The 25,203-nt window shown below is 70.9% G+C and carries 22 protein-coding genes; 8 read left to right on the forward strand and 14 right to left on the reverse strand.

Annotated features, from left to right (window positions below; all coding sequences use genetic code 11):
• Window positions 1-131: 131 nt before the first annotated feature.
• Window positions 132-1,517, forward strand: a complete 1,386-nt coding sequence (locus tag BLV01_RS03380; RefSeq protein ID WP_091794018.1) for a trypsin-like serine peptidase — start codon at window positions 132-134, stop codon at window positions 1,515-1,517.
• A 204-nt stretch (window positions 1,518-1,721) separates the two neighbouring features.
• Here BLV01_RS03380 and BLV01_RS03385 read toward each other — a convergent pair whose 3' ends face one another.
• The gene (locus BLV01_RS03385) at window positions 1,722-2,237 is read right to left on the reverse strand and encodes a hypothetical protein (RefSeq protein WP_091794020.1); all 516 of its coding nucleotides are present in this window, start codon (window positions 2,235-2,237) and stop codon (window positions 1,722-1,724) included.
• 28 nt (window positions 2,238-2,265) lie between these two features.
• Entirely contained in the window at window positions 2,266-4,095 is a 1,830-nt protein-coding gene (locus BLV01_RS03390) for a monovalent cation:proton antiporter-2 (CPA2) family protein (RefSeq protein ID WP_091794021.1), read from the reverse strand.
• 235 nt (window positions 4,096-4,330) lie between these two features.
• Here BLV01_RS03390 and BLV01_RS03395 point away from each other — a divergent pair, with 235 nt between their 5' ends.
• From BLV01_RS03395 to BLV01_RS03405, 3 genes are all read left to right on the forward strand, one after another.
• Window positions 4,331-5,548 carry a YfaP family protein gene (locus BLV01_RS03395; protein WP_091794023.1) on the forward strand — a complete coding sequence of 406 codons (1,218 nt, stop codon included), beginning with the start codon at window positions 4,331-4,333 and terminating at the stop codon, window positions 5,546-5,548.
• Window positions 5,549-5,609: 61 nt separating this feature from the next.
• The gene (locus BLV01_RS03400) at window positions 5,610-6,782 is read left to right on the forward strand and encodes a polysaccharide deacetylase family protein (RefSeq protein WP_091794025.1); all 1,173 of its coding nucleotides are present in this window, start codon (window positions 5,610-5,612) and stop codon (window positions 6,780-6,782) included.
• A gap of 233 nt (window positions 6,783-7,015) precedes the next feature.
• Window positions 7,016-7,480: a hypothetical protein gene (locus BLV01_RS03405; RefSeq protein WP_139178421.1), complete on the forward strand. Its 465-nt coding sequence runs from the start codon at window positions 7,016-7,018 to the stop codon at window positions 7,478-7,480.
• Window positions 7,481-7,701: 221 nt separating this feature from the next.
• On the opposite strand, the gene asnB is transcribed toward BLV01_RS03405, so the two are convergent.
• A complete protein-coding gene (gene asnB, locus BLV01_RS03410) occupies window positions 7,702-9,387 on the reverse strand; it encodes an asparagine synthase B (RefSeq protein WP_091794029.1) in 1,686 nt (561 codons plus the stop codon).
• A 533-nt stretch (window positions 9,388-9,920) separates the two neighbouring features.
• Here asnB and BLV01_RS03415 point away from each other — a divergent pair.
• On the forward strand, window positions 9,921-12,338 hold the full coding sequence (locus BLV01_RS03415; protein ID WP_091794031.1) for a penicillin acylase family protein: 2,418 nt from the start codon (window positions 9,921-9,923) through the stop codon (window positions 12,336-12,338).
• 146 nt (window positions 12,339-12,484) lie between these two features.
• Here BLV01_RS03415 and dapE read toward each other — a convergent pair whose 3' ends face one another.
• The 6 genes from dapE to map form a co-directional block, all read right to left on the reverse strand.
• Entirely contained in the window at window positions 12,485-13,633 is a 1,149-nt protein-coding gene (gene dapE, locus BLV01_RS03420; RefSeq protein WP_091794033.1) for a succinyl-diaminopimelate desuccinylase, read from the reverse strand.
• Window positions 13,630-13,989 carry a Spx/MgsR family RNA polymerase-binding regulatory protein gene (locus BLV01_RS03425; protein ID WP_091794035.1) on the reverse strand — a complete coding sequence of 120 codons (360 nt, stop codon included), beginning with the start codon at window positions 13,987-13,989 and terminating at the stop codon, window positions 13,630-13,632. The genes dapE and BLV01_RS03425 overlap by 4 nt, the downstream gene beginning before the upstream one ends.
• 69 nt (window positions 13,990-14,058) lie before the next feature.
• Window positions 14,059-14,529 (reverse strand): hypothetical protein, encoded by a 471-nt coding sequence (locus BLV01_RS03430; protein WP_139178423.1) that lies wholly within the window; start codon window positions 14,527-14,529, stop codon window positions 14,059-14,061.
• A 2-nt stretch (window positions 14,530-14,531) separates the two neighbouring features.
• Window positions 14,532-15,446: a 2,3,4,5-tetrahydropyridine-2,6-dicarboxylate N-succinyltransferase gene (gene dapD, locus BLV01_RS03435; RefSeq protein WP_091794039.1), complete on the reverse strand. Its 915-nt coding sequence runs from the start codon at window positions 15,444-15,446 to the stop codon at window positions 14,532-14,534.
• Window positions 15,443-18,178 carry a [protein-PII] uridylyltransferase gene (gene glnD / locus BLV01_RS03440; protein ID WP_091794041.1) on the reverse strand — a complete coding sequence of 912 codons (2,736 nt, stop codon included), beginning with the start codon at window positions 18,176-18,178 and terminating at the stop codon, window positions 15,443-15,445. The genes dapD and glnD overlap by 4 nt, the downstream gene beginning before the upstream one ends.
• The gene (gene map, locus BLV01_RS03445) at window positions 18,175-18,951 is read right to left on the reverse strand and encodes a type I methionyl aminopeptidase (RefSeq protein WP_091794707.1); all 777 of its coding nucleotides are present in this window, start codon (window positions 18,949-18,951) and stop codon (window positions 18,175-18,177) included. The genes glnD and map overlap by 4 nt, the downstream gene beginning before the upstream one ends.
• Before the next feature lie 550 nt (window positions 18,952-19,501).
• Between map and rpsB the strand changes: the two genes are divergently transcribed.
• On the forward strand, window positions 19,502-20,350 hold the full coding sequence (rpsB, locus tag BLV01_RS03450) for a 30S ribosomal protein S2 (protein WP_091794043.1): 849 nt from the start codon (window positions 19,502-19,504) through the stop codon (window positions 20,348-20,350).
• 269 nt (window positions 20,351-20,619) lie between these two features.
• A complete protein-coding gene (gene tsf / locus BLV01_RS03455) occupies window positions 20,620-21,501 on the forward strand; it encodes a translation elongation factor Ts (protein ID WP_091794045.1) in 882 nt (293 codons plus the stop codon).
• Between the two features lie 82 nt (window positions 21,502-21,583).
• Here tsf and BLV01_RS03460 read toward each other — a convergent pair whose 3' ends face one another.
• From BLV01_RS03460 to BLV01_RS03480, 5 genes are all read right to left on the reverse strand, one after another.
• Window positions 21,584-21,817: a hypothetical protein gene (locus BLV01_RS03460; RefSeq protein WP_091794047.1), complete on the reverse strand. Its 234-nt coding sequence runs from the start codon at window positions 21,815-21,817 to the stop codon at window positions 21,584-21,586.
• A 130-nt stretch (window positions 21,818-21,947) separates the two neighbouring features.
• Complete coding sequence (locus BLV01_RS03465) at window positions 21,948-22,352, reverse strand: hypothetical protein (protein WP_091794049.1); 405 nt, start codon at window positions 22,350-22,352, stop codon at window positions 21,948-21,950.
• A gap of 20 nt (window positions 22,353-22,372) precedes the next feature.
• Window positions 22,373-22,780, reverse strand: coding sequence for a hypothetical protein (locus BLV01_RS03470; protein WP_091794051.1), 408 nt, complete (start codon window positions 22,778-22,780; stop codon window positions 22,373-22,375).
• A gap of 59 nt (window positions 22,781-22,839) precedes the next feature.
• Window positions 22,840-23,232 carry an SH3 domain-containing protein gene (locus BLV01_RS03475; RefSeq protein ID WP_139178425.1) on the reverse strand — a complete coding sequence of 131 codons (393 nt, stop codon included), beginning with the start codon at window positions 23,230-23,232 and terminating at the stop codon, window positions 22,840-22,842.
• Window positions 23,233-23,323: 91 nt separating this feature from the next.
• Complete coding sequence (locus BLV01_RS03480) at window positions 23,324-24,016, reverse strand: AIM24 family protein (protein ID WP_175485753.1); 693 nt, start codon at window positions 24,014-24,016, stop codon at window positions 23,324-23,326.
• A gap of 220 nt (window positions 24,017-24,236) precedes the next feature.
• Here BLV01_RS03480 and pyrH point away from each other — a divergent pair, with 220 nt between their 5' ends.
• Window positions 24,237-24,959: a UMP kinase gene (pyrH, locus tag BLV01_RS03485; protein ID WP_091794057.1), complete on the forward strand. Its 723-nt coding sequence runs from the start codon at window positions 24,237-24,239 to the stop codon at window positions 24,957-24,959.
• The last annotated feature ends 244 nt before the right edge of the window (window positions 24,960-25,203 follow it).

Genomic DNA, 25,203 nt, shown 5'->3' on the forward strand with positions numbered 1-25,203 from the left:
GAAGCCCGCTTGAGCGCACAAAAAGTCCACACCGATGCCGACTAGGTTGGACCGCGCCCGCGACTTCAGCGGGCGTCGCGGCGCGAGTCCGCCGCCCTTCCCTATTCGCCATTCCGACAAGGAAACGCACGATGATCCGCAAGAACGCGCTTTGCCTGGCGCTCGTCGCCGGGCTGTCTGGTTTCTGCACCCTGGCTTCGGCCAAGTCCCCGGTCGCCGAGATGGATTCGGCCCCGGTCACCGGTACGCCCTCGGCCGGCGCCATGGGCGCTGCCGAATTCGCCGCCACCGCCAAGGCCAGCGTGCCGCGCGTGGTCAGCCTCGGCCAGCCCACCAGCCTGGACGCGTCGGCGCTCAAGAGCCGCCGCTTCGAGCAGGACAAGCACGGCCAGCCGCTGGAGATCGGCTTCGCCCGCAACATCGCGCGCAGCGCGATCGACCTGGGCACCCTGGCCTGGCAGCCGCTGGCCGACGGTGGCCGCGCCGCGCGCTTCGAAGTGTCTTCGGCCGGCGCGGTGGCGTTGCGCGCGGGCCTGTCGCTGCGCGGCGCCGGCGCCAAGTCGGCGACGCTGCACTTCGCCGGCAGCGACGGCCGCGTGTTCGCCCAGAGCGGCGCGGATTTCGCCGGCAACGAACTGGGCTGGTCGCCGGTGGTGGAAGGCGACACGCTCACCGTCGAACTGGTCCTGCCCAAGGGCGTGGACGCCAAGACGCTGAAGCTCAACCTGCCGCAGCTCTCGCACCTGGACATCAGCCCGATCGCCAGCGACAAGGACATCCAGTCCAAGATCGCCAAGGTCGGCGGCAGCGATTACTGCGAGAAGGACATCGTCTGCCGCGTCAGCCCGCCGTCGGGCTTCGTCTCCACCGCCAAGTCGGTGGCGCGCATGACCTTCACCACCTCCGGCGGCACCTACCTGTGCACCGGCACCCTGCTCAACAACAACTACTCGCCGAAGAAGCGCCTGTTCTGGACCGCGGCGCACTGCATCAGCACCCAGACCGTCGCCAACACCCTGCAGACCTACTGGTTCTACGACGTCACCACCTGCGGCGGCAGCACGGTCAACCCGGCCTACACCACGCTCAGCGGCGGCGCCTTCCTGCGCCACGCCAACACCACCCGCGACACCTCGCTGCTGGAGCTCAAGACCGCGCCGCCGTCGGGCGCCGTCTACGCCGGCTGGTCGAGCGCGGCGATCGCCTCCACCGGCACCGCCATCGAAGGCATCCACCACCCGGCCGGCGACGTCAAGAAGTACTCGCTGGGCTCGGTCAACGGCCTGTCGACCTCGATCGACGGCAAGTCGCCGCTGTACCGCGTGGTCTGGAGCACCGGCGTGACCGAAGGCGGCTCCTCGGGCTCGGGCCTGTTCACCGTCACCAGCACCGGCGGCTACCAGCTGCGCGGCGGTCTGTACGGCGGCACCTCGTACTGCAGCGCGCCGCGCGATCCGGACTACTACTCGCGCTTCGCCGACATCTATTCGAGCGTGTCGTCCTACTTCAATCCGTAAGCGTCGGGTCGCAACGCGACACAATGCCGGCCGTCGCCTCGTGCGACGGCCGGTTCGTTTTGGCGGGGGCGATACTGGCCGCGCCTGCTTGCGATGCGAGCCTGCGACTGCGCGGTCGCGGCTTGCGCCGCTGCTGCAAGGGCTTTGCGCCGCGCGTGGCTGGCGGCGGGTCCCGGCCTGGCGCTGGCAGTTAGCGCAATCGCGTCAGGGCAACAGCCAGTGGACGCTGCCGACCAGTCCGCCGATCGTGGCGCAACCGCACAGCACCAGCGCCACCACCCGGATCGCGATGCCCGCGCCGATCGGCCGCTGGACCACGATCGATGCGCGTTGCTGCGCCTTGGGCGACATGCCTTCCACACTCAGGCTCAACTCGCAGTCGCGCGCGAGTTCGAACCAGCCGGTGCCGACCCGGGTCGAGCTGATGCCGCTGACCTTGGTGCGGCTGAGGTATTTGCGGTGCACCAGGATCGGTGCGCCGCCGGCGGCTTCGTGCAGCGCGTAGCGCACGCCGAGGAAATCGGCGCTGAAGGTGCGCCCCTCGATGCACAGGTCGTAACGGCCGGCCGGCACGCTCAGGCGTTCGCCGCTGCGCGCCGGCACGCGCGCGACCACGGCGCCGTCGAGCAGTCGCAACAGCGAGCCGATCGTGCGCGCCAGCGCGACCGCGCCGGCCACGAACAGCAACGGGAACAGCAAGCCCCACAGCGCGGCGCTCATCGCCGCGCCGTCGCCTGCCGCCGCCGGCTCACGCCGAAATGCCGGGCACGTGTTCCTCCGCCTCGTCGGCGTCGTGCGGGCGCGGCTTGGGCGCGATCAACGGCGTCTGCTGCATGTTGCCGTACAGCAGCGACACGCCCGCGCGCACGCCGTCGACCAGTTCCAGCTCGAAGCGCTCGGCGTCGCGGCGGCGGATGTCGGCGACCACCTCGGCCGCGTCGTCGGCCGACACGCCCAGCTCGATCAGCGCCGCCTCGCCGAAGCGCATCGCCGATTCGAAGGTCTCGCGCACCTGCAGGTCGACCCCGGCGTGCACCAGCTCCAGCGCATGCTCGCGGTCGAAGCTGCGCGCCAGCACCCGCGCCTGCGGGAACTCGTGGCGGATCAGCTGGGCGGTGCTCGTCGCCGCGGCGCGGTCGTCGATGCAGATCGCGATCAGCTGCGCGGTCGCCGCGCCGGAGGCGTGCAGCACGTCCAGGCGGGTGCCGTCGCCGTAGTAGACCTTGAAGCCGAAACTGCGCGCGCTTTCGATCATCTCCACGTCGGTGTCGATGATCGCCACCTCGACCCCGCGCGCCAGCAGCGACTGCGACACCACCTGGCCGAAGCGGCCGAAGCCGATCAGCAGCACGCTGCCGCTGAGGCCGTTGGGCTCGTCCACGCCTTCCAACGACAGCGCGGTCTTGGGCGAAAGCCGGCGCAGGACGATGATCGCCACCGGCGTGAGCACCATCGACAGCACCACGATCGCGGTGAGGTTGGCGCCGATCTCGGCCTGGATCAGGCGCGCGTTGACCGCCGCGGAGAACAGCACGAAGGCGAACTCGCCGCCCTGCGCCATCAGCACCGCGCGGTCCAGCGCCTCGGTGTGGCAGGACTTGAGCAGGCGCGCGACGATGTAGATGCACAGCGCCTTGACCAGCATCAGCGCGAGCACGCCGCCGACGATCAGCGGCCAGTTCTGCGCCACCACGGTCAAGTCCAGCGACATGCCCACGCTGAGGAAGAACAGGCCGAGCAGGATGCCGCGGAAGGGTTCGACGTCGGCCTCGAGTTGGTGGCGGAAGCTGGATTCCGACAGCAGCACGCCGGCCAGGAACGCGCCCATCGCCATCGACAGGCCGCCGACCTGCATCAGCAGCGCCGCGCCCAGCACCACCAGCAGCGCCGCCGCGGTCATCACCTCGCGCGCCTTGGCCGCGGCGAGGACGCGGAACATCGGATTGAGCAGCCAGATGCCGGCGGCGAGCAGCGCCGCCAGCGAGGCCAGGGCGATGCCGACGTCGGCCCAGCGCGAATGCGCGGCGGCCGCAGCGGCGCTCGGATCCGGCGGCGCCATCAGCGCCACCAGCGCCAGCAGCGGCACGATCAGCAGGTCTTCGAACAGCAGGATCGAGACGATGCGCTGGCCGCGCGGCAGGGCCAGGTCGCCGCGCTCGCCGAGGATCTGCATGACGATCGCGGTGGAGGTCAGCACGAAGCCCATCGCGCCGATGAAGGCCACCACCGGCGGGAAGCCGGCGAGCAGGCCGACGCCGGTCATCGCCGCCGAGCACAGCGCGATCTGCGCGGTGCCCAGGCCGAAGATCTCGCGGCGCAGGCTCCACAGGTGCGAGGGCCGCATCTCCAGGCCGATGATGAACAAGAACATCACCACGCCGAGTTCGGCCACGTGCAGGATCGCCTGCGGGTCGGCGAAGAAGCCCAGCCCGAACGGGCCGATCGCCAGGCCCGCGGCCAGGTACCCCAGCACCGAGCCCAGGCCGATGCGCTTGAAGATCGGCACCGCGACCACGCCCGCCGCCAACAGCACCACCACCTTGACCAGTTCGCTCCCGCCTGCCGCTTCGGCCGCCATCGCACTCTCCTCTTGCCGCGCCGCCGGCGCGCCGTTCACGTTCACGGGACCGGCCGCGCGGACCGGGGCCACAGCCTAGCAGGCGAGCCTGCAAGGCGACGCACACACGCGCCGCACGCTGCATTGCCCGCGGCGCGGCTTGCGCGGGCGTACATCGTCGCCAGTTGAGGGCTTGCGCCAGCGCCGCGGCCTTGCGCCGCAGCATGCCCGTTCGCCAGCACGTATCATCGCGGCGATGCCTTCCCGCCCCGCCCTCTGCGCCGCCGACGGCGCGCCGCGATCCTCGCCGCCGCGCGCGTTGCGCCGCGCGGCCGCAGCCGCGCTGCTCGCCTGGAGCGCCGGCGCCGGCGCCGCCCCAGCCGACGGCGCGATCGACGTGCTCGACGCCACCCGCGCCGACCGGCGCATCGAAGCGGCCAACGTGGAGCTGCGCCGCGACGGCCAGCCCACCCTGGCCGCCGCCAGCGACGCGCAAGGCCGCGCCGCGCTCGACCCGGCCGCGCTGCGCGACCCCGCCGCGCGCCTGAGCATCCGCAAGCCCGGCTATGCCGAACTGCTGGCGCAATGCCCCTGCGACGGCCGCCGCTATGCGCTGAGCCCGGCCCTGGCCAGCCTCGACGGCCTGCGCGTGGTGCTGGGCTGGGACGCGCCCGGCGTGGATCTGGACGCGCACCTGAGCTACCCCGGCCAGCACGTCTACTTCCAGCGCCCGCGCGGCCTGGAAGCGCGCCTGGACCTGGACGCGGCCGACCATCGCCGCCCGGAGACCGTCACCATCGCCCGCCGCCGTCCCGGCGAGACCTACACCTACGCCGTGCACGACTTCGGCCATCGCCAGCGGCCCGAGGCCGACGCGCTGGCGCGCAGCGGCGCGCGGGTCTACGTCTACGTCGGCCAGTCGCTGGTGCGCACCTACGCGGTGCCGGCGCAGCCCGGCAACGTGTGGACGGTGTTCCGGATCGACGGCGAGGGACGGTTCGAGGAGATCGACCGCATCGCCGCCAGCCGCGCCAGCGCCGATGCGCTCGGCGCCGAACTGGCGCGCGCGCCGGGCCAGGCCGCCGCCGCCGCGGCGGCCGACGGCGAGGACGCGGTCGCCGCCAACCAACGCGGCGAAGCCGCCTACCGCAGCGGCGACCTCGCCGCCGCCATCGCCGCCTACCAGCAGGCGGTCGAGCTGGACCCCGGCTACGCCCTGGCCTTCAGCAACCTGGGCCTGGCCTATGTGCGCAAGGGCCGCGCCGCCGAGGCGATCTGGACCTCGCGCCGCGCCATCGCCCTGGCCAAGGGCCCCGGCGCGGCGACCATCCGCGCCGGCGCGTACTACAACATCGGCAAGCTCTACGAACTCGACGGCCAGTACGAGCGGGCGATGTCGAACTACCTCGCGGCCAAGCGCGAGAAACCCGACAAGAGCTACGACGAAGCGCTGCAGCGGGTCAGCGGTTATTGAACCCCGGCCGCGGCGGCCGCGAACGCCGCAGGCCAAGACGCAATCACGCAAGGACAGGCAGATGGACACGACCCCGGGCCGCAAGCCTCCACTTTCGCCGCTCCGCCGCGCCGCGCCGGGCGTCGCCGCGCTGTGCGCGCTGCTGGCGCTGGCCCCGGCCCACGCCGCCGGCCCGGCCGAAGTCGCCGCCGCCGACCGCGCCACCTGGCCGCGGCCGATCGATTCGCCGGCCGCGTTCGACCGCGCCTCGCGCGCCGAGATCCTCGCCTTCGCCCACGAGCTGGCGGCGTCCGAACCGCTCGACGACGCCGCGCTGGCGCAGCGCCTGCGGCTCAAGCAGGTCGATCGCGCCAGCGTCGACAAGATCCGCGCGCGCTGGTGGCAGCGCCTGGCCGACAACTACCGCCTCGCCGCGCGCGCCTGCGCGCCGCGCGAGCCGTTCTGCGCGCCGGCCGGCGATGCCGCCGCGCTGCGCACGCTGGCCGCCGGCTTCGACGCCGCGCCGCAACCCGAGTTCGCCGCCTGGCGCGCCGACGCCGCGCGCTTCCACCGCATCTACCTCGACGAACAGCTGCGCCTGGCGGCGCTGTTCCCGCGCACCAGCAGCGAGATCGACACCTATTCGGCGCAGGAGATCGACGGCAGCGAACTGCCCGACCGCCAGTTCCTGCTGACCTTCGACGACGGCCCGACCGCGCCCGGCGGCAACACCGACACGCTGCTGCGCACCTTGCGCGAGCACAAGCTCAACGCGACCTTCTTCGTGCTCGGCGAGCGGCTGCAACCGCGGATCAAGTCCGAGGCCGCGGCCAAGACCTACGCCGGCATGTGCGTGGCCTCGCACGGCTGGGAGCACCAGTCGCATTCGCGCTGGCCGCAGTGGCAGGACTCGGTGATCCGCAGCAGCGCGCTGGCGCGCGAGCACGCCGGCGCGCTGTACCGGCCCCTGTTCCGCCCGCCGTACGGCCAGCGCCGCGCCGACAGCGGCGAGTTCTTCCGCGCGCAGGGCCTGCGCGTGGCGCTGTGGACGATCGACTCGCAGGACTGGAACGCCAAGGTCGGCGCCGGCGAGGTGCAGGGCCGGCTGCTGAGCCTGATGCTGCTGTGGCGGCACGGCACGATCCTGTTCCACGACATCCACGACAAGGCCCGCATCGCCCTGCCCTGGCTGCTGCGCCAGACCCGCGGCGCCGGCGTGCGCTGGGTCGATTGCAAGACCTATCCCGCGCCCTGACCGAAGCCCCCTGTAGGAGCGGCGCAAGCCGCGACCGCGACATCGCGGCTACGTCGCAACCTTCGCCGTAGCCGCGATGTCGCGGTCGCGGCTCGCGCCGCTCCTACAAAAAGCGGGCCGCGAACGATTGGCTTCGCGTGCGGATCGCCGATGAGCCGTTTGCGCCGCCGATGGCGAGTAACCCGGCGGCGCCGCACATCCGCGGCGCCGTCCACGCCAAGGAGGCCATGCTCATGTCCCACCCGTTCTCGCTGCCGGCGCTCGCCGGCGCCCTGTGTCTGGCGCTGCCGATGGCGGCGTTCGCCAGTCCGCCGCCCAACGCCAGCCAGACCGTTCCGGTCTGCGGCTACGTCATGGAAATGAATCTCGGCTTCGTCGCCACCGGCACCACCGCGCGCGTGCTGGCGCAGGCCAACCTGCGCCCGGACGGCTTCAGCCCGCCTGCGCCGCCGCCGGTCAGCTACACCGTGTACGCCGCCGGCTGGTGGCGCGACGACACCCATCCGAGTTGGGAGATCGACGAGGATTCGCGCAGCGGCAGCCAGTCGTTCCCGGCCGAGCCGGCGGTCGCCGGCCAGTACGCGTTCCTCAACGGCGGCTGCCAGCTCAAGGGCGTGGCCACCGTCGTGGTCAACTGTCCGTCCGGCCCGCCGCAGGTGCGCACGCTCGAACGCATCTGGGTTGGCTGCGGTCTCTGATCGCGGCGGCGCGGGCGGCCTTGGCCGCCCGCTTTTTCAGTTGCTGCGGCCTTGGCCGCCTACTTTTTCGGCTGCTGCGGCCTTGGCCGCCAGCTTTTTCGGCTGCCGCGGCTTTGGCCGCCCGCGTCTCGCCGCTACGGCCCAGGCCGCTTCTGCTTCGCGGTCGCAGCCTCGGCCGACCGCGTTTTCATCGCAGCCCCATCGCCGTCGCTGCGCCGGACTCAGGCCAACGCCGCCTGGTGCACGCCCGCCACCGCGCGCCCGGACGGATCGGCCGCGTTGGCGAACGCGGCGTCCCAGGCGATCGCCGCCGGCGACGAACAGGCGATCGACTTGCCGCCCGGCACCGTGTTGGCGCAGGCCTCGCCGGGGAAGTGGCGCTCGAAGATGCTGCGGTAGTAATAGGCTTCCTTGGTCTGCGGCGTGTTGACCGGGAAACGCACCGCCGCCGCGGCGAGGTCGCGGTCGCTGACCTGGGCCTCGGCGTGCGCCTTGAGCCCGTCGATCCAGCCGTAACCGACGCCGTCGCTGAACTGCTCCTTCTGCCGCCACAGGATCGAGTCGGGCAGATAGCCTTCGAAGGCTTCGCGCAGGATCGATTTCTCGATCTTGCCGGCGGCCTTGTCGACCATCTTGGCCTGCGCGTCCATGCGCATCGCCACGTCCATGAACTCCACGTCCAGGAACGGCACCCGCGGCTCCACGCCCCAAGCCATCATCGACTTGTTCGCGCGCAGGCAATCGTAGCTGTGCAGCGCATCGAGCTTGCGCACCAGTTCCTGGTGGAACTCGCGCGCGTTGGGCGCCTTGTGGAAGTAGAGATAGCCGCCGAAGATCTCGTCGCTGCCCTCGCCCGACAGCACCATCTTCACCCCCATCGCCTTGATCCGCCGCGCCAGCAGGAACATCGGCGTGGACGCGCGGATGGTGGTGACGTCGTAGGTCTCCACATGCGCGATCACGTCCGGCAGCGCGTCCAGGCCTTCCTCGAAGGTGTAGGTGAAGCCGTGATGGACGGTGCCCAGCGCCTGCGCCGCCACTTCCGCCGCGGCCAGATCCGGCGAGCCGTCCAGGCCGATGGCGAAGGAGTGCAGGCGCGGCCACCACGCCTCGGACTGGTCGTCCTCCTCGATCCGGCGGCGGGCGAAGCGCGCCGCGCAAGCCGCGACCAGCGAGGAATCCAGGCCGCCGGACAGCAGCACGCCGTAGGGCACGTCGCTCATCATCTGCCGGTGCACGGCGCGCTCGAACGCCTCGCGCAGTTCCTGCCGGCTCACCTCGACCCCGCGCACCGCCTCGTAATCGCGCCACGGGCGCTGGTAGTACTTCACCGGCGCGCCCACCTCGCTGTCGTAGTAGTGGCCGGGCGGGAACGGCGCGACGTCGTCGCACAACCGCGCCAGCGCCTTCATTTCCGAGGCCACCCACAGGCGGCCGTCGGCGTCGTGGCCCCAGTACAGCGGGCACACCCCGATCGGATCGCGCGCGATCAGGCAGCGGCCGCGCGCGCCGTCCCACAGGGCGAAGGCGAAGATGCCGTTGAGCCGGCCGAGCAGTTCGCCCGGTTCCAGGCCCTCGCGGTAGAGCGCGTTGATGACTTCGCAATCGGACTTGGTCTGGAACGCATACGGCTGCGCGAGCCGCTGTTCGAGTTCGCGATGGTTGTAGATCTCGCCGTTGACCGCGAGCGCCAGTTCGCCGTCGGCCGAGCGCAGCGGCTGCGAACCGCCGCTGGGATCGACGATGGCCAGGCGCTCGTGCACCAGGATCGCGCGCGGCTCGGCGTGCACGCCGGACCAGTCGGGCCCGCGGTGGCGTTGCCGCGCCGACAGCGACAGCGCCAGGGGCCGCAGCGGTCGCAGGTCGGCGCCGGGGCGGAGGTCGAACAGGCCGAGGATCGAGCACATCGGGGAATCTCCAGTGGGGTTCGAAGCGGTGGGGAGGAGGCGGGAGGGTTTTGCGGAGGGCAGAAACGACGAAGCCCGCGCTGGTCGGCGCGGGCTTCGGTGCGATCTAGCGTGTCTTGCGCGCGCTAGTCGCCGGCCCGCGGGAGGCTGGCGTTATTGCGGTTATTGTTGTTGCCGCGCGCGTTCGCAGCGGCCGCGCGCGAACGGCCGGCCGAAGCGGCGGCGTTGCGGACAGCGGCGGTAGCGAAGAAGGAAGTCACGGGCCGATCCTGCTTGAGGATCGCAGCGGATGCAAGCGCCGCCGGTCGATTCGCCGACCCGCGCCGCGCTTTTGGTGGGCGGGCCTGCAGCCCCGGTGCTTTCGTCTTTTGTGGGAGGGCCTTCAGGCCCGATGCGTTTCGATCAGATCGCCGCGACCTGAGACGAAGGCATCGGGCCTGAAGGCCCTCCCACAGAAGCCCGCTCGCACAAGCAGTCCTCGCACAGGCCAGCCGGAGTCCACATCGGCTAAGCTCGCCGGCACGGAGGACCCCATGGCCAAATGGATCAAGCGCGGCCTGCTCGCGCTGCTTTGCCTGTTCGCGATCGCCGCCGGCGGCGCCTGGTGGCTGCTCAGCGGCAGCCTGCCGCAACTCGACGGCCGCCCCGCCCTCGCCGGCCTGTCGGCGCCGGCTACGGTCCAGCGCGATGCGCTCGGCGTGGTCACCGTCGATGCCGCCAGCGAAATCGATGCGATGCGCGCGCTCGGCTACGTCCACGGCCAGGAGCGCTATTTCGAGATGGACCTGCTGCGCCGCACCGCCGCCGGCGAGCTGTCGGCGCTGTTCGGCGAACGCGCGCTCGACTACGACCGCCGCCATCGCGTGCACCGCCTGCGCGCGCGGGTGCAGTCGCACCTGGCCGCCTTCAGCGGCGACAAGGCCGCCTTGCTGCAGGCCTACGCCGACGGCGTCAACGCCGGCCGCCAGGGGCTCTCGCGCAAGCCCTGGCCCTACCTGCTGCTGCGCAGCGAGCCCGAGCCGTGGACCGTGGCCGACTCGGCCCTGGTCGGCTATGCGATGTACTTCGACCTGCAAGGCGGCGACAACGCGCGCGAGCTGGCGCTCTCGCGCATCCAGCCGCACGTGCCGCCGGCGCTGTTCGCGCTGCTGACCAATCCCGGCAGCACCTGGGACGCGCCGCTGTTCGGCGCGCCGTTCGGCGACGCCGCCCTGCCCGGCCCGGACCAGCTCGACCTGCGCAAGCTGCCCGCGCCGCCGCCGGGCGCGCTGAAGCCGCTGCCGTTCCTGGACGAGATCGGCAGCAACAACTTCGCCGTCGCCGGCAGCCTGACCGCCGACCGCCGCGCGATCGTCGCCGACGACATGCACCTGGGCCTGCGCGCGCCCAACCTGTGGTTCCGCGCGCGCCTGCGCTATCCCGACCCGCGTTCGCCCGGCGGCAAGACCGACGCCAGCGGCTTCACCCTGCCCGGCCTGCCGGCGGTGGTGGTCGGCAGCAACGGCCACGTCGCCTGGGCCTTCACCAACAGCTACGGCGACTGGGCCGACTGGTCGCTGCAGCCCGGCTGCGCCGGCGCCGCCAAGCCCGGCGATTGCGCCGGCCTGAAGACCTACGAGGAAACCATCGCCGTCGCCGGCCGCGCGCCGGAGAAGCTGACGGTGCGCGAGACCGAGTGGGGCCCGCTGCTGCACGACAACCCCGACGGCAGCGCGCTGGCGCTGCGCTGGAGCGCGCACCTGCCCGGCGCGCTGAACATGGGCCTGGCCGACCTGCTGCACGCGGGCTCGGTCGAGGATGCGTTGCAGATCGCGCGCGGCGTGGCGCTACCGGTGCAGAACCTGGTCGTCGGCGACCGCCAGGGCAAGATCGCCTGGCGTCTGCTCGGCCCGATCCCGGAGCGCGAAGGCGGGTGCTCGACCGCCGCGCTGGTCGAGAACGCCGACGCCGCCGGCCGCGCGCTGCCGGCGCCGACCTGCCCGCCGTGGTCGATCCAGACCGTCGACGCGCCGAGCCTGGTCGCGCCGCCCTCGGGCCGGCTGTGGACGGCGAACACGCGCACCCTCGACGGCCTGGAACTCGAACGCATCGGCCAGGGCGACTACGTGCTCGGCGCGCGCGCCGGGCAGATCCGCGACGGCCTGTTCGCCAAACAGCGCTTCAGCGAACGCGACCTGCTGGCGATCCAGCTCGACGACCGGGCGCTGTTCCTCAAGCACTGGTGGGACCTGCTGCAACGACAAGGCGGCCAGGCCGCGCAGGCCAAGGACCGGCCCGCGCTGGCGGCGCTGGCGCAGGCCGCGCAGCGCTGGGAAGGCCGCGCGGAGCCGGGATCGGTGAGCTATCGCATCGTCCGCGACTGGCGCCGCGCGGTGTTCACCCGCATCGCCAACGGCCTGACCGCGCCGGCGCAGGCGGCGCTGGGCGCGCAGTTCGAGATGCCCGACCTCAAGCAGATGGAAGGCGTGATCTGGCCGCTGCTGACCCAGCGCCCGGCGCACCTGCTGCCGCGCAACGAGCGATCGTGGGACGGCCTGCTCGAACACGCCGCGCAGGACGTGCTGGCCGAACTCAAGGTCCAGCCCGGCGCCGACGCCGCCGCGCAACTGTCCAAGCGCACCTGGGGCGAACACAACACCGCCTCGATCTGCCACCCGTTGGCCTCGGCCCTGCCCGGCTTCGCCCGCCGCGCGCTGTGCATGCCGCCGGACCAGCTGCCCGGCGATGCGGCGATGCCGCGCGTGCAGCGGCCGGACTTCGGCGCCTCCGAGCGCATGGTGGTGTCGCCGGGCCACGAAGCCGACGGCATCGTGCACATGCCCGGCGGCCAGAGCGGCCACCCGCTGTCGCCGTTCTGGGGCGCGGGCCACGACGACTGGGTGCACGGCCGGCCGACGCCGTTCCTGCCGGGCGCGGCGAAGTACACGATGACGTTGCAGCCGGCGAAGTAACGAGCGCCGGCGCTGTTCCGCCGGCTGCCTGTAGGAGCGGCGCAAGCCGCGACCGCGGCAACACAACTACGGCGTAGCCATCGTCGTAGTTGTGTTGCCGCGGTCGCGGCTCGCGCCGCTCCTACAAGGGGCTGCCGAAGCCGCGCTCAGCGCATCAAACGCTCGATCAACGCCAGATACAGGTCCGGCAACGCTTCCAGATCGGCCACCGACACGTTCTCGTCGACCTTGTGGATGCTCGCGTTGACCGGCCCGATCTCGATGCACTGCGCGCCCAGCGGCGCGATGAAACGCGCATCCGAAGCCCCGCCGCCGGTGCTCTCCTCCGGCGCCGCGCCGGCGAACTGCGCCAGCACCTCGCGCGCGGCCGCGCGCAACGGCCCTTCCGGGGTGTAGAACGGCTCGCCGCCGCGGAACCAGGCCAATTCGTACTGCAGCCCGTGCGCGCGCAACACCGCTTCGCACTCCGCTTCCAGCCGCTGCGCGTTCCAGCTCGGGTTGTAGCGCAGGTTGAACAACACCTGCAGCTCGCCCGGAATCACGTTGTTGGCGCCGGTGCCGGCGTGGATGTTGCTGATCTGCAACGACGTAGGCGGAAACGTTTCGTACCCCTCGTCCCAACGCCGCGCCGCCAGCTCCGACAGCGCCGGCATCGCCTGATGGATCGGGTTGCGGGCTTTTTCCGGATAGGCCACATGGCCCTGCACGCCGATCACCTTCAGCGTCGCCGACAAGGTCCCGCGGCGGCCGACCCGCAACAGATCGCCGAGCTTGCGCGTCGACGAAGGCTCGCCGGTCACGCACCAATCGATTTGCTCGCCGCGTGCGCGGAAGGTCTCGGCGACGCGGCGCACGCCGTCGATGGCGTCGCCTTCCTCGTCCGAGGTCAGCAGCAGCGCGACCCGGCCGCGATGGCGCGGATGCGCCGCGGCGAAGCGCTCCAGCGCGACCACGAACGCGGCCACGCTGCCTTTCATGTCGGCCGCGCCGCGGCCGTACAGCACGCCGTCGCGGATCTGCGGCGCGAACGGATCGCTGGCCCAGGCCTCGACCGGGCCGGACGGCACCACGTCGGTATGGCCGAGCAAGACCAGGGTCGGCCCGTCGCCGTCGCCGTGGGTCGCCCACAGGTTGTCGACTTCGCCGTAGCGCAGGCGCTCGCAGGCGAATCCGGCGCGTTGCAGGCGCTGCGCGATCAACTCCTGGCAACCCAGGTCCGCCGGCGTCACCGACGCGCGCGAAATCAATTCGCAGGTCAGCGCCAGCACCTCGCTCGGCGCGGCGGCCGCGCTCACGCGCCGATCCCGAAGCGCTGCTTGAAGCCGTTGTCGCTGAAGCCCTGGCTGACCTTGCCGTCGTCGGTGACCACCACCGGCCGCCGGATCAACTGCGGATACTCCTTGAGCAACAGCTTCCACTCCGCGTCCGACGCCGGTTCCTTGCGGTTCGGCGCCAGCGTGCGCCAGGTGGTCGAGGACTTGTTGATCAACGCCTCCCAGCCGCCGAGCTGGGTCTTCCACTCCACCAGCGTTTCCGGCGCCTGCCGGTTGTCGCGGTAATCGACGAAAGTGTGGGCGACCCCGAAACGGTCGAGCCACTTGCGGGCTTTCTTGCAGGTATCGCAGTTATTGAGGCCGTACACGGTGGTCATGGCAGAACAACCTTTCGATCGAAAAAAGTAAGCGCGCACCGGCGCCGCGACGCGCGGATGCGCGCCGGTTCACGGGTGCAGGCGCAGCAGTTGCGCGCGCGTCCTGAGCTCGTAGGCGAGCGGATGCTCGACGTAGGGAAACCAGCGGGTCCCCTTAGGAATGAAGGCGATCGTGTCGCCCAGCCGGCCCGGCCGGCGCAAGGTCAGGATCAGCCGCTCGGGGTTGTGGCCGAAGCCGCGGCGGATCGCCGCCACGTCGCGCAGCATGACCTTCTCTTCGATCCCGTCCGAGCGCACCAGCAGATGGTCGCCGCCGTCCACGACTTCGTCGGCCAGATGCCGGGCCATCGCTCTTTGGATCATCACCGCCAACGCGACCAGGCCCAAGGCGACGACGACGCTCGCCGGCTGCAGGGGGCGGCTGAAGACCCCGCCCACCAGCATCGCCCCGAGCACGACCAGGGCCATGCCCGGAAACGGCTTTTTCACCCATCGCGTCATGAACGCATTGGAGAGCCTGGATGCGGCGGGCGAGGCCACGCTCAGTCCGCCAGCCCGCGCAACAGTTCGTTGATGCTGGTCTTAGCCATGGTCTTGGCATCTACCTGCTTGACGATCACCGCGCAGTACAGCGAGTGCGAACCGTCCTTCGCCGGCAGCTGGCCCGACACCACCACGCTGTACGGCGGCACGTAGCCGTAGCTGATCTCGCCGGTGGCGCGGTTGTAGACGCGGGTGCTCTGGCCGAGGAACACGCCCATGCCGATCACGCTGTGGTGGCCGACGACGAAGCCTTCGACCACTTCCGAGCGCGCGCCGATGAAGCAGTGGTCTTCGATGATCGTCGGCGATGCCTGCAACGGCTCCAGCACGCCGCCGATGCCGGCGCCGCCGGAAAGATGGCAGTGCTTGCCGATCTGCGCGCACGAACCGACCGTGGCCCAGGTGTCGACCATGGTGCCTTCGCCGACGTGCGCGCCGATGTTGACGAAGCTCGGCATCAGCACCACGTCCTTGCCGATGTAGGCGCCGCGGCGGGCGATCGCGCCGGGCACGACGCGCGCGCCGAGCTTGCGGAAATCGGCTTCGCCGTAGCCTTCGAAACGCGCCGGGACCTTGTCCCAGAACGGCGCCGGATCGGCTTCCACCACCTGCATGTCGTTGACCCGGAAGTACAGCAGCACCGCCTTCTTGAGCCACTCGTTGACCTTCCAGCCGCCCTTGCCGTCGGGCTCGGCGACGCGGAACTCGCCCTGCTCCAGGCCCGAGATCACCCGCTCCACGGTCGGCCGGGTCGAGCCTTCGACCTCGTCCGGGGTCAGCATGGTGCGGCGCTCGAAGGCGCTGTCAATCATGAACTTGAGTTCGTCGGCGCCCGGCGCCTGCGGCTTCTTCTTCACGGCCTTGACGGCCTTCTTGGTCGTCTTCTTGACCATCTTCTTCGGGGCGGAACTCATCGCTTGTCTCCTTCGAGGCAGGCCAGCAGCGCGTCGCGCAGGGCCTGCTGTTGCGTTGCATCGAGCGCGAGATCGCGCTCGTCGGTGATCTGGAACACGTCCTCGGCGCGCTCGCCGAAGGTGGCGATGCGCGCGTCGTACACGCGCAGGTTCTGCCGGCGCAGGGCCTGGGCGACGTCGGCCAGCAGGCCCGGGCGGTCGGTGCAGACCAGGCTCAGCATGGTCCGCGGCCGCGCCTGCTCGCCCTTGCGGTAGTCGGAAAACCCGATCTGCGGGGCGATGCGGAAATGACGCAGGTGGCGCGGCTGCGCACGCCTCGCCGGGCGGATCTTCTCCAGCGGCCCGGCCAGCGCCGCGGCCAGCCGGCGCTCGACGTCCTCGGCGCTGGGCGGCTGGCGCGGATCGGTCGGCACCACTTCGAAGGTGTCGAAGATCGCCCCGTGCGGGCCGTCGAGCACGCGCGCCTGCTGGATCGCCAGGCCGAGCCGGTCGAGGGTGGCGACGATCGCCGCGAACAGGCCGTCGCGGTCGGGCGAATGCACGAACACTTCCAGCGCGCCGGCGTGGGCGCCGCCGTGCGCGCTGACCGGCCGCGCGCGCACCCGCGTATCGCCGAGCGCGACCCCGCGCAAGGACGCCGCCTGCCACGCGATCTGATCGGGCCGGCCGCGCTGGAACGCGATCTGCGGCATCCGCGCGAACAGCGCGGCGATGTCCTCGTCGCGCGCGCCGAACGCGGCCAGCATCGCGTGCGCGGCCTCGCGCGTCTCCGCCGCGCGCTCCTCGCCCGCGACCGGATGCTCCAGCCCGCGGCGCAGGGCCAGGCGGGTGGCGGTGTACAGATCGGCCAGCAGCCGGTCCTTCCACGCGTTCCACAGCTTGGGCGAGGTGCCGGCGATGTCGGCGCAGGTCAGCAGGTACAGATGGTCCAGGTGCTCGCGGTCGGCGACCTTGCTGGCGAAGCGGTGGATCACCTCGGGATCGGCGATGTCCTGCTTCTGCGCGGTCACCGACATCAGCAGGTGCTGGCGCACCAGCCACTCCACCAGCGCGGTGTCGGATTCGCTCAGGCCCATGACCGCGCCGAACGCGCGCGCATCGTCGCCGCCGAGTTCGGAATGATCGCCGCCGCGGCCCTTGGCGATGTCGTGGAACAGCCCGGCCAGCAGCAGCAGTTCCGGCTTGCGCAGGCGCGGCCACACTTCATGGGCGATGCTGAAGCGCTCGTCGGCCACGCCGGACGCGAAGCGCGCCAGGTTGCGCAGCACCGCCAGCGTGTGCTGGTCGACGGTATAGACGTGGAACAGGTCGAACTGCATGCGCCCGGAGACTTTCGAGAACGCCGGAATCCAGCGCCCCAGCACGCCCAGGCGGGCCATGCGTTCGAGCGCGTGCACCGGATGCGGGCCGCGCAGCAGCTTGAGGAAGCGCTCGCGCAACGCCGGCTCGGCCTGCTCGTAGCCGGGCACCTGGGTCAGCGACTCGGCCAGCGCGCGCGCGGTCTGCGAATGCAGGCCGCGGATCTCGTCGTGCGCGGCCCACGCGGCGAACAGCGCGAACACGTCGGAGGCGTCGCGCGGCCAGTGCGGCTCGCGCGCGGCGATGTAGTCGCGGCGCAGCTCGAACGCATCGAACGGCACGCCCAGCGCCACCGGCGCGGCTTCGCCTTCGATCTGTTCCTCGAACCGCTGCAGCAGGCGCTCGCCGATGCGCAGCACCAGCGCGGCGCTGCGGTAGAAGCCCTGCATCATCTGCTCGACGGCGAGGTTGTCGGCGCTGTCGACGTGGCCCAGGCGTTCGGCGAGCACCTTCTGGTAATCGAAGCGCAGCCGCTCCTCGCGCTTGCGCGCGACCAGGTGCAGGCCGAAGCGCAGCCGCGACAGCGCGCGGCGCTCGCGTTCCAGCGTCGCCCATTCGTCGGCGCCGAGCTGGCCGATCGACACCAGCGACTCCAGGTCGGAGGTGCCGATGATGCGCAGCGCCATCCAGTGCAGGGTCTGCACGTCGCGCATGCCGCCCGGCCCTTCCTTGAGGTTGGGTTCCAGGTTGTCGGCGGTGTCGCCGTAGCGCGAATGGCGCTGGCGCAGTTCGTCGCGCTTGGCCAGGAAGAACTCGCGCGCCGGCCACACCTGCGACGGCGCGATCGCCGCCTGCAGGGCCATGCGCGCGACCGCGTCGGCGGCGATCGGGCGCGCTTCCAGCATCGCGGTGAGCACGGTCAGGTCGCTGCCGGCCTCGGCGCATTGCGCCGCCGAGCGCACCGCGTGGCCGACCGGCAGGCCGGCGTCCCACAGGCTGGCGAGGAAGCAGCCGAGCTGCTCGGCCTGCGCGGCCTGGGCCTGCGGTTCGGCCAGCACCAGCAGGTCGATGTCCGATTGCGGGAACAGTTCGCCGCGGCCGTAGCCGCCGACCGCGAACAGCGCCAGCGGCGCGCCGTCGGCGATGCAGGCGCGCCATGCGGCGCGCACCTGCGCGTCGACCGCGTCGGCGCGCGCGCGCAGCAGCTTGTCGATGTCGGCGTCGCCGCCGTTGTCGAAGCGGTCGGCCAGCGCCGCGTCCACCGCCGCGAGCGCGGCGCGGATCGCGGCGGGGGTGCCGGGCGCGGGCGGCGCGCCGTCGCCGGGATCGGGGTTCGGATTCGCGCCGGCCGCGCAAGGACGGCGGGCGTCGGCGGCGCCATCGGCCGCCGCCGCGGGCGTCGCCGAGCGTTCGTCGGCGACGGGGCCGGTCATAGGTCGTTGTCGTCGCCGGGCACGCGGGTCAGGATCTCGACCCCGTCTTCGGTCACCGCGACGGTGTGCTCCCACTGCGCCGACAGCTTGCGGTCCTTGGTCACCACGGTCCAGCCGTCCGGCAGGGTCTTATGCCGGTAGGTGCCTTCGTTGATCATCGGCTCGATGGTGAAGGTCATGCCGGGAACCAGCTTGATGCCCTCGCCCGGCCGGCCCACGTGCAGCACCTGCGGCTCTTCGTGGTAGACCCGGCCGATGCCGTGGCCGCAGTAATCGCGCACCACGCTGAAGCGTTCGGCCTCGGCGTAGGTCTGGATGATGTGGCCGATGTCGCCGAGGGTGGCGCCGGGCTTGACGAAGCGGATCGCGCGGAACATCGCCTCGCGGGTCACCTCGACCAGGCGCTTGGCCATGACCGAGGGCGTGCCGGCGTAATACATGCGGCTGGTGTCGCCGTGCCAGCCGTCCTTGATCACGGTGACGTCGATGTTGACGATGTCGCCGTCCTTGAGGATCTTCGAATCGCTGGGAATGCCGTGGCAGATGACGTTGTTGACCGAGGTGCACACGGTCTTGGGGAAGCCCTTGTAGCCGACGTTGGCCGGGATCGCCTTCTGCACGTTGACGATGTGGTCGTAGCAGATGCGGTCCAGCTCGCCGGTGCTGACGCCGGGCTTGACGTAAGGGGCGACGACCTGGAGCACCTCGGCGGCCAGGCGGCCGGCGACGCGCATCTTCTCGATCTCTTCGGGGGTCTTGATAGAAATGGCCATGCCGGCATTATCGCTCATTCAGGCGACCGGGATCACCGCACCGTACGGTCCGCAGCGTGCCGGGACGGGCCATTGAAACGGTCTCAGACCATTCAGAGATCGCGCCTCGCTCTTGTGGGAGGGTCTTCAGGTCCGAGGGTCTTGTGCCGGATCGCCGCGATCCGAGCGGAAGGCATCGGGACTGAAGGCCCTCCCACAAGGGCACAAGCCGGGGCGCATCCGCTTTCCGCGGGGTCCCGGTCCCGGGCGGAAACCGCCGATTTGCCCCCAGCCCCCGTCGCGGCTACAATTCCGCGGCTCTGCGACCGGACCGCCAGTTCCTGGCCCCGACCGCAGCCGTCCACGCCGGACGTCACCGGCGAATTCACACCTGCCGCCATTCCCCGTGCCGGGGTGCCGCCCAGGGCCAGGAGCCGCAAGCTCCGCCCGCAGCGGTTCGGACACGGAAGCGACAGGGAGGCCCAACCCCGGAACCACGCGACCGCGGCTCGCCGCGGCGCAGCGCCCATACCTTTCGCGGCGCCGGTTCCACTGCCTTCGGAGTTTTGCAATGCCCCAGATCACCATGCGCCAGATGCTGGAAGCCGGCGTCCACTTCGGCCACCAGACCCGCTACTGGAACCCCAAGATGGGTCCGTACATCTTCGGCGCGCGCGGCAAGATCCACATCATCAACCTCGAGAAGACCGTTCCGCTGTTCAACGACGCGATGAACTTCATCTCGGGCATCGCCCAGAAGCGCGGCACCATCCTGTTCATCGGCACCAAGCGCTCGGCGCGCGAGTCGATCAAGGAAGAGGCCGAGCGTTGCGGCATGCCGTTCATGACCCAGCGCTGGCTGGGCGGCACCCTGACCAACTTCCGCACCGTCAAGCAGTCGGTCTCGCGCCTGAAGGAACTGGAAGCCGGCGAAACCGACGGCACCTTCCAGAAGATGGTCAAGCACGAAGTGCTGGGCCTGCGCCGCGAGCGCGACAAGCTGGAAGCCTCGCTGGGCGGCATCAAGGACATGAACCGCCTGCCCGACGCGCTGTTCGTGATCGACATCGGTCATGAAGACATCGCGATCAAGGAAGCCAAGAAGCTCGGCATCCCGGTCATCGCCGTGGTCGACACCAACTACAACCCGGAACTGGTCGACTACGCCATCCCGGGCAACGACGACGCCATCCGCGCCGTGCAGCTGTACGCCCGCGCCGCGGCCGACGCCGTGCTGGAAGGCAAGGCCGCTTCGCCGACCGCTGGCGGCGTGCGCGAGGAAGACTTCGCCGCCGAAGCCGGCAGCGAAGAGGCCGGCAAGGACGGCAAGGCTCCGCGCGGCCGCGCTCCGGCCGCCAAGAAGCCGGCCGCCGCTCCGGCCGCTGCCGCCGCCAAGCCGGACGCCGCTGCGGCCGAGTAATCGGCCCGCAGTCGCCGCACCGTCATGCAGCCGCGCGACACTGCGCGGCTGCGACACCCGCATCCCGCTCCCGCAGGAGCGGCGTAAGCCGCGACATAACCAAGCTGCGCGCGCGAACCACCCGGGCCCGATCGGCCCTTGCGCGCGCATCGGAGCGAAAGGCTGGCCGGACACCATCGCTCCGGCCGATTTCGCGCATCGCGCCGCTTCGTTTTGTCGCGGCTTACGCCGCTCCTGCGACGAGCCACACGAATACCCGAGGTAATCTCATGGCTGAAATCACCGCTTCCCTGGTCAAGGAACTCCGCGAGCGCACCGGCGCCGGCATGATGGAGTGCAAGAAGGCCCTGACCGAAACCAACGGCGACCTGGAAGCCGCCGTCGAGTGGCTGCGCAAGTCCGGCGCCGTCAAGGCCGAGAAGAAGGCCGACCGCGTCGCCGCCGAGGGCCGCATCGCGGTCGCCCAGGACGGCGGCAAGGCCGTGCTGGTCGAGATCAACTCGGAAACCGACTTCGTCGCCAAGGACAGCAACTTCCTGGCCTTCACCGACGCCGTCGCCCTGGTCGCCCTGACCTCCGGCGCCGCCGACGTGGACGCCCTGAAGGCCGCCAAGCTGCCGTCGGGCGAGACCGTCGAGGAAACCCGCGCCGCGGTCATCGCCAAGGTCGGCGAGAACCTGCAGGTGCGTCGCCTGGTCCGCGTCGACAGCGCCAACAACGTCGCCGCCTACGTGCACGGCGGCAAGATCGGCGTGCTGATCGAGCTCAAGGGCGGCGACGCCGAACTGGCGCGCGGCATCGCGATGCACGTCGCGGCGATGAACCCGCCGCACATCAAGGCGTCCGACGTCCCGGCCGAGTTCGTGGCCAAGGAAAAGGAAATCGAGCTGGCCAAGATGTCCGAGAAGGACAAGGCCAAGCCGGCCGACATCCTGGAGAAGATCATCAGCGGCAAGATCGCCAAGATCGTCAACGAGGTCACCCTGTACGGCCAGCCGTACGTGCTGAACTCGGACCAGACCGTCGAGCAGGCGGTCAAGGCCGCCGGCGCCGACGTGGTCGGCATGACCCGCCTGGTCGTGGGCGAGGGCATCGAGAAGCAGACCGACGACTTCGCCGCCGAAGTCATGAAGCAGGCCGGCCTGGCGTAAGCCGCCCTACCCTGCTGCGCAGTACGAAAAAGGCCGCGGTTTCCGCGGCCTTTTTCTTTGGCTCGGCGCCCGCGGCCGCCGATCAGGGCTCCAGCGGCGGGCACGACTCGGCATAGCTGGTGGTGCGCGACACCACGGTCCATTGCCCGCCGGTATAGCGGTACTTGGTCAACACGATCTCGTAAGCCCAGCCGGCGTATTCGCAGGTGGTCTCGGTGTAGAACGATCCTTCGACCGGATCGGCCCGGGCCGCCGGCACCGACAACAGCAGGCCGCACAGGCCCAGCGCGCACAGCGTCTTGCTCAGCACGTTCATGTCCGACCCCTCCTGGGTCCGCGGCGAGGCATTCGCCGTGGCCATCATAGGGCGGCCAGCGGCGCGGCGGTCGCGGGCCCGGCGCCCGCGCGCCGACGCGGCGATCGCCGCGTCCGGGCCGCGTCTCGCCTCAGCCCGCCATCAACTCGATCCAGCGGCCGTGCACCCAACCGGATTTGCACGGCCCGCGATATGGCTGCAGTTTGGCGATCGGCGAACCCACGCCGCAGCGGCCGAGCCGCGAATCCTCGCCGTAGACCACCGCGATCCACTCGCCGCGCTGGTCGCACATCATCACCCAGCGGTCTTCGCCGAGTTTGTCGGTCATCGCATACGCCGCGCCGGGACCGTCGCGCACCGCCAGGAAGCCGTCGCCGCCGGTCTTCAGGCCGTGCACGCGCCCCTGCGAGCCGCACGCGTCGAGAACCTCGTTGCCGCCGACCATCACCGGCACCGCGCGCGGCGGCGCGGCCACGGTCGCGTTCGCGCACAGCGCCAACGCCAGCGCGATCAGCGCCGATTTGCTCGATTTCATCGCAATCTCCTCGATCCGCCTCAACCGGCGACCACTTCGATCCAGGCCGTATTGACCCAACCCGATTCGCACGGGCCGCGGTAGACCTCGACCTCGGCGATGGCCCAGCTCACGCCGCAGGCGCTGGCGTCCGCGCCCGGCGGCGCGTACACCACGGCCGTCCAGCGGCCGCGGCTGCCGCACAGATACACCAGGCGGCCGTTGCCGAGCTTGTCGAGCATCGCGTAGTCGGCGCCGGGCCCGGCGCGCACGGCGAGAAAACCGTCGCCCTCGGCCTTGAGCCCGCGCACCCGCCCGGTCGAACCGCAGGCGTCCCATTCCTCGCTGCCGCCGACCTGCACCGGCACCGCGCGCGGCGGCGCGGCCTGGGCCGGAACCGCGGGCAGCGCCAGCGCCATCGCCAGCAGCGCCGCTTTGCTTGCCTTCATCGCAATACTCCTTTATCGCTGCGCAAGTTCTTGCGATCCGATGCCGTGCGCGAGCGGCTTCAGCCGGCGACGATCCGGATCCAGTTCCAATGCACCCAGCCGAAATTGCACGGCCCCCGGTAGCGGCGGATATCGGCCGAATCGGGCTCGCAGCGCATGCCCGAACCCGGCGGCGGATACATCACCGACACCCAGCGGCCTTCGCTGCGGCACAGCCGGACCCGGCGCTCGCTGTCGAGCCGGTCGACCGGCGCATAGCCGGTACCCGGCCCCTCGCGCACCGTCAGGAAGCCATCGCGCCCGGCCTTGAGCCCGACTACTTGGCCGATCGATTCGCAGGCGCCGCCTGCGCCGATGTCGCCCACCGGCGTGGACGCGGGCGGCTCGGCCGCGGCCGCAACCGCGAGCAGCGCCAATGCGCCGCCCAGACATACCAAAATCGTTCGATTCATCGCTGCGCTCCTTGCCGCGCCATCCCGCTCTTCCCTGCCGCCCGCGCCAGCGCGCCGCCGCGGCGGCACGCCGGCGAGGACTCCGCCGGGTTTACTCGCCGCTCTGGAAGTAGACCTCTTCGTACGGCTGCACCACCACCCAGCCGTTGCCGGAGAACTTGAGCTGGATGCTCTCGCCCGAGCCGCGGCCGAACAGCGTGCCCAGCGAGATGTCGGTGACGATGTCCGGGCTCAGCCCGCCCGACCACGCCACGGTGGCGTTGGGGTCGGTGAACACCGGCTGGTCCGGGGTCACCGCCAGGGTCAGCGGCTCGTAGTGCGAGGTGATCGCGACCACGCCGCTGCCGCTGAGCTTGATGTTGAACAGGCCGCCCGACATCATCCCGGCGACCTTGCGCATCATCTTGATGTCCGAGGCGATGCCGTCCTCGAAGGCCAGCACGTCGTTGCCGTTGACGAAGATCGACTCGCCGTTCAGGCGCAGCAGGGTGATCTTCTTGCCGGCGTCGGCGACGTAGACCCGGCCCTGGCCTTCCATCTTCATCAGCTGGGTGCCTTCGCCGCTGATCGCCTTCTTCAGCAGATTGGTGAAGCCCTGCTCCATCAGGCCCTGGCGCACGAACTTGACCCCGCCGCGGTAGGCGACCATCGAGCCGGACTTGGCCCAGACCCGGCCGTTGAGCTTGACCTCCAGCAGGTGCGAGCTCTCCAGCTCGAACGCGTCGGGGCTGAGGTCCTTCTGCTTGGAGCTCTCGAGGAATTCGTTGAGGTTCTTGATCGTCACTTGGCCATCTCCTTGGGTGGTGCGCGGCGCGCCCGGGGGCGGCGACGGCCGCGGCGGTTCCTGTAGCGGACCTGCGGCGGCGATCATACAGGCTGAACGTGGCCCGCCGCCGGTCGCGGGAGCGGCCGAAAAGCGCTGCGGCCGGCCCATTCCCGCACGCCGCGGACGCCGGGCTTGGGCTACAATTCCGGCCGTTTTCCGCCTTCCCCCGAGACCGCCCATGTCCCAGCTCGCCTATCGCCGTGTCCTGTTGAAACTTTCCGGCGAGGCGTTGATGGGGGACGAGGATTACGGCATCGATCCCAAGGTCATCGGCCGGCTCGCGCGCGAAGTCATCGAAGTGCAGCAGGCCGGCGCCGAAGTCGCGCTGGTGATCGGCGGCGGCAACATCTTCCGCGGCGCGGGCCTGGCGGCCGGCGGCATGGACCGGGTCACCGGCGACCAGATGGGCATGCTGGCCACGGTCATCAACGCCCTGGCGATGCAGGATTCGCTGGAAAAGCTCGGCGCCAAGGTGCGGGTGATGAGCGCGATCAAGATCAACGACGTGTGCGAGGACTACATCCGCCGCCGCGCGATCCGCCACCTGGAAAAGGGCCGCATCGCGATCTTCGCCGCCGGCGTCGGCAGCCCGTTCTTCACCACCGACTCCGGCGCCGCGCTGCGCGCGATCGAGATCGGCGCCGACCTGTTGCTCAAGGCGACCAAGGTCGACGGCGTGTACGACAAGGATCCGAAGAAGCACAGCGACGCGGTGCGCTTCGACAAGCTCAGCTACGACGAGGTGATCACCCGCGACCTGCAGGTCATGGACACCGCCGCGTTCGCGCTGGCGCGCGACAGCGAACTGCCGCTGCGCATCTTCGACATGAGCCAGCCGGGCGTGCTGCTGAGCATCCTGCGCGGCGAGAACATCGGCACCCTGGTGCAGGGCCGCGGCTGAGGCCGGAGGGCCGCGCCGGCGGCCGGCGCGGACGCGCGCAACGACGACGAAGACAAAGAGACGGCCTCGGGCGCACTGCGACCGGGGCCGTTGCCTTATGCGGGGAACGCGTCGGGCGAAGTACGGGAATGAGGGTGTTTCGGTGGGTTCGGCCCAGCCCGGCCGGTGGGTTCGGCTCGATGAGTTCGGCCGGCTCGGCCCGACGCGCTCGATAGACGCGCTCGGCCCGGCTTCGATCGGCTCG

Origin of the sequence: Lysobacter sp. yr284 (assembly GCF_900107375.1) — a bacterium.
In the GTDB taxonomy this organism is placed as follows: domain Bacteria; phylum Pseudomonadota; class Gammaproteobacteria; order Xanthomonadales; family Xanthomonadaceae; genus Lysobacter.